The sequence below is a fragment of the Bullifex sp. genome, from assembly GCF_034103065.1.
Classification (GTDB): Bacteria; Spirochaetota; Spirochaetia; order Sphaerochaetales; family Sphaerochaetaceae; genus Bullifex.
In genome coordinates this window covers 1-3,114 of sequence record NZ_JAXEGN010000005.1, presented here as the reverse complement: position 1 = coordinate 3,114, position 3,114 = coordinate 1, and the positions used below count along the sequence as shown (strand labels likewise).

The following is a 3,114-nucleotide window of genomic DNA, read 5'->3' as shown; positions in this document are numbered from 1 at the left end:
ATTTTTTTCATTATTTTCTCCCGGTGCCACATTCTATACTATTTACTATGTTATGTTTAATAGCTAATAAAGATAAAAAATAGAAAAAAAGCTCGCAAATCACTTGCGAGCAACAAATTGCAACTAATTTTTAAAACTATGTACTGGAGCAGGTATTCTTCCACCTCGTTTAATAAAGTCTTCGCAAGAAAAACTATTAACCTTCATTATTGGTGCAAAGCCTAAAAGTCCACCAAAAACTGCTTCATCCCCAACCTTTTTTCCATATACAGGAATAATTCTAACAGCAGTAGTCTTTTGGTTTATCATACCAATTGCCATTTCATCAGCAATAATTCCACTAATAGTTGATTCACTTGTATCACCAGGAATTGCAATCATATCAAGGCCAACAGAACATACACAAGTCATAGCCTCTAGCTTTTCAAGTGTTAAAGAGCCCGCTTTAACTGCATTTATCATACCTTGGTCTTCACTAACAGGAATAAATGCACCCGATAGGCCTCCTACATAGCTTGATGCCATAATACCACCCTTCTTAACACTATCATTTAACAGAGCTAAAGCTGCAGTAGTACCTGGTGCACCAACCTTTTCAAGGCCCATTGCTTCAAGAATTTCAGCAATAGAGTCTCCAATTGCAGGAGTTGGAGCAAGTGATAAATCTACAATTCCAAATGGAATATTTAATCTTTTACTTGCTTCCTGAGCAACAAGCTGTCCAAGTCTAGTAATCTTAAATGCAGTCTTTTTAATCTTCTCGCAAAGAGTTTCGAAATCACTATTTTTTACCTCTTCAAGAGCATACTTAATTACACCTGGACCACTAACACCAACGTTAACAACATTATCTGTCTCTGTAACCCCATGGAAGGCACCAGCCATAAATGGGTTATCATCAGGTGCATTGCAAAATACTACTAACTTGGCACAACCAATTGAGTCGTTATCACGAGTAAGGTATGCACACTCTTTAATAATTTTACCCATAAGAGCAACTGCATCCATATTAATACCAGTCTTAGTAGAACCTAGATTTACAGATGAACAAATATGTTCTGTTTCCTTTAAAGCTTGAGGAATAGATTTAATTAATAACTCCTCACTTTTGGTCATTCCCTTAGCTGGAAGAGCAGAGAAACCACCCAGGAAATTTACACCGACCTCCTTAGCTGCTCTATCAAGAGTTTTAGCAATAGTTACATAGTCATCAATACTCTTACAAGCAGAAGCACCAATTAATGCGATAGGAGTTACACTAATTCTTTTATTGACGATAGGAATTGCATATTCTCTCTCAATTTCCTTACCAGTTTTAACTAAATCCTTAGCAACAGTGGTTATCTTATTATAAATATTATTGCAAAGGGTATTTAAATCATCACTTATGCAATCGAGGAGAGAAATACCCAATGTGATAGTTCTCACATCAAGATTTTCTTTCTCAATCATCGCATTAGTTTCAATTACTTCATTGATGTTAATCACAATTAAATCCTCTGCATTCTATTGAAAATATCTTCTCTCTGTAGTTTAACTATACAGCCAATCTTTTCACCAAGTTCTTCTAATTCACTTGAGAGTGTTAAAAATTCCTTCTTAGAACCATTTGTATCGGCAATCATCATCATATTAAAATATCCATCTACAATTGTCTGACTAATATCGAGGATATTTACATCATTATCAGCGAGGTAGGTACAAATCTTTGCAATAATACCAACACAATCCTTTCCTACGACAGTTATAATACTTTTCTTCATAATTAAAACTCCAATTACTATTAAACACTTTCCCATCCTTTTTGCAAAGGCTGAAAAGTAATCAAAAAACATTAAAAGTTTATCATTTATTTTACATCGATATTAAGAGACAATATTACTATGCTTAGATACATAATTAATGCTCAAGAAATGGAATATATACTTAGAGTAATCATTGCCGCAATTTGTGGTGGGGTTATCGGATATGAAAGAGAAAAAAGATTAAAGAATGCAGGAATTAGAACACACATTCTTGTATCCATGTCTGCAGCCTTAATGATGATAATCAGTAAATATGGATTTTTTGATGTTGCCTTAGTAAATGAAGGAATTAGAGTTGATGCATCTCGTGTTGCTGCATCTGTTGTATCAGCAATAGGTTTCTTAGGTGCCGGAGTTATTTTCGTAAGAAAGGAAAATACTATTGGCGTTACAACTGCAGCAGGACTATGGGCAACTGTAGGTCTTGGCCTTGCAATTGGAGCAGGAATGTACTTTGCAGGTGTCACTTTTACTGTACTAGTACTATTAGTACAACTAATTTTGCACAATAAGAGATTTAAATTTTCAACTCAAACCACAGGTTCAATTGTACTTAGAATTGATAATTCAAACTTTACAATAGGCCAAGTAAACAGTGTATTTAAGGAAAAGAAATTAGATGTAAGGAATATGCGTCTTGTCCTTCGAGATGGTGGTCAAGATGTATCTGCAACAATTATCTTCTCTAAGAAAGATAATATTAATGATGTAATGAAACAGCTTGAAACAATCGGTAAGATTACATCAATTGAAATTACAACCTTTGGCTAATTTGTCAATTAAGTTAAGCTAATTTGTATTTTATGTAAAAGTCATACATATGTATGGCTTTTCACACAATCTTCATTTGATACTTTATCTTTTTATACATAAGTTGGAACGTGTAAGGAGATAAAAAGTATGAAAAAAATAATATCATTTTTAATTGTTTCTGCACTTTGCATATCATTTGTTTTTGCAGCTTCAAGCGCAGAGAAACTTTATGGTGATTTCTCAACTGCAATAAACAATGGGGATCTTAATAGCGCGATGAAGCGCTACTCAGAACTTGAAACAAGAGTTGCAAAAGAAAAAAGTAATGCAACATCCTCAATTGAAAAAGCAATAAATAAGAACAATTGCGAACTATACTATTCTTCTTTAGCATATTAAAAACGCCTTATTTCATTTAAAATTTCTAAATAATAAAGTGATGCTTTCTTAGCAACTGAATTAGCAAACAACGACAGTACTGCACTATCATGGCTATACGATAATAGTCCATATTATCGCCCTACTCTTACTTTCTCAGTTTCATCAAATTCAAAAG

4 protein-coding genes are annotated in these 3,114 nt (G+C 33.6%); 2 read left to right on the top strand and 2 right to left on the bottom strand.

The genetic code is table 11. From position 1 onward, the window contains the following. Positions 1–123: 123 nt before the first annotated feature. Both SOY52_RS00125 and SOY52_RS00120 read right to left on the bottom strand, forming a co-directional pair. Complete coding sequence (locus SOY52_RS00125; protein WP_320846957.1) at positions 124–1,488, bottom strand: PFL family protein; 1,365 nt, start codon at positions 1,486–1,488, stop codon at positions 124–126. 2 nt (positions 1,489–1,490) lie between these two features. Further along, positions 1,491–1,763, bottom strand: coding sequence for an ACT domain-containing protein (locus tag SOY52_RS00120; protein WP_320846956.1), 273 nt, complete (start codon positions 1,761–1,763; stop codon positions 1,491–1,493). A 120-nt stretch (positions 1,764–1,883) separates the two neighbouring features. Between SOY52_RS00120 and SOY52_RS00115 the strand changes: the two genes are divergently transcribed. Both SOY52_RS00115 and SOY52_RS00110 read left to right on the top strand, forming a co-directional pair. Continuing rightward, the gene (locus tag SOY52_RS00115) at positions 1,884–2,576 is read left to right on the top strand and encodes an MgtC/SapB family protein (protein ID WP_320846955.1); all 693 of its coding nucleotides are present in this window, start codon (positions 1,884–1,886) and stop codon (positions 2,574–2,576) included. Positions 2,577–2,705: 129 nt separating this feature from the next. Further along, entirely contained in the window at positions 2,706–2,957 is a 252-nt protein-coding gene (locus tag SOY52_RS00110; protein ID WP_320846954.1) for a hypothetical protein, read from the top strand. Positions 2,958–3,114 lie beyond the last annotated feature (157 nt).

What these genes read in the sequence shown, in the direction of transcription:
- SOY52_RS00115 (WP_320846955.1), top strand. Translation starts at nt 1,884, where the DNA reads ATGCTTAGATACATAATTAATGCTCAAGAAATGGAATATATACTTAGA.
- SOY52_RS00120 (WP_320846956.1), bottom strand. Translation starts at nt 1,763, where the DNA reads ATGAAGAAAAGTATTATAACTGTCGTAGGAAAGGATTGTGTTGGTATT.
- SOY52_RS00110 (WP_320846954.1), top strand. Translation starts at nt 2,706, where the DNA reads ATGAAAAAAATAATATCATTTTTAATTGTTTCTGCACTTTGCATATCA.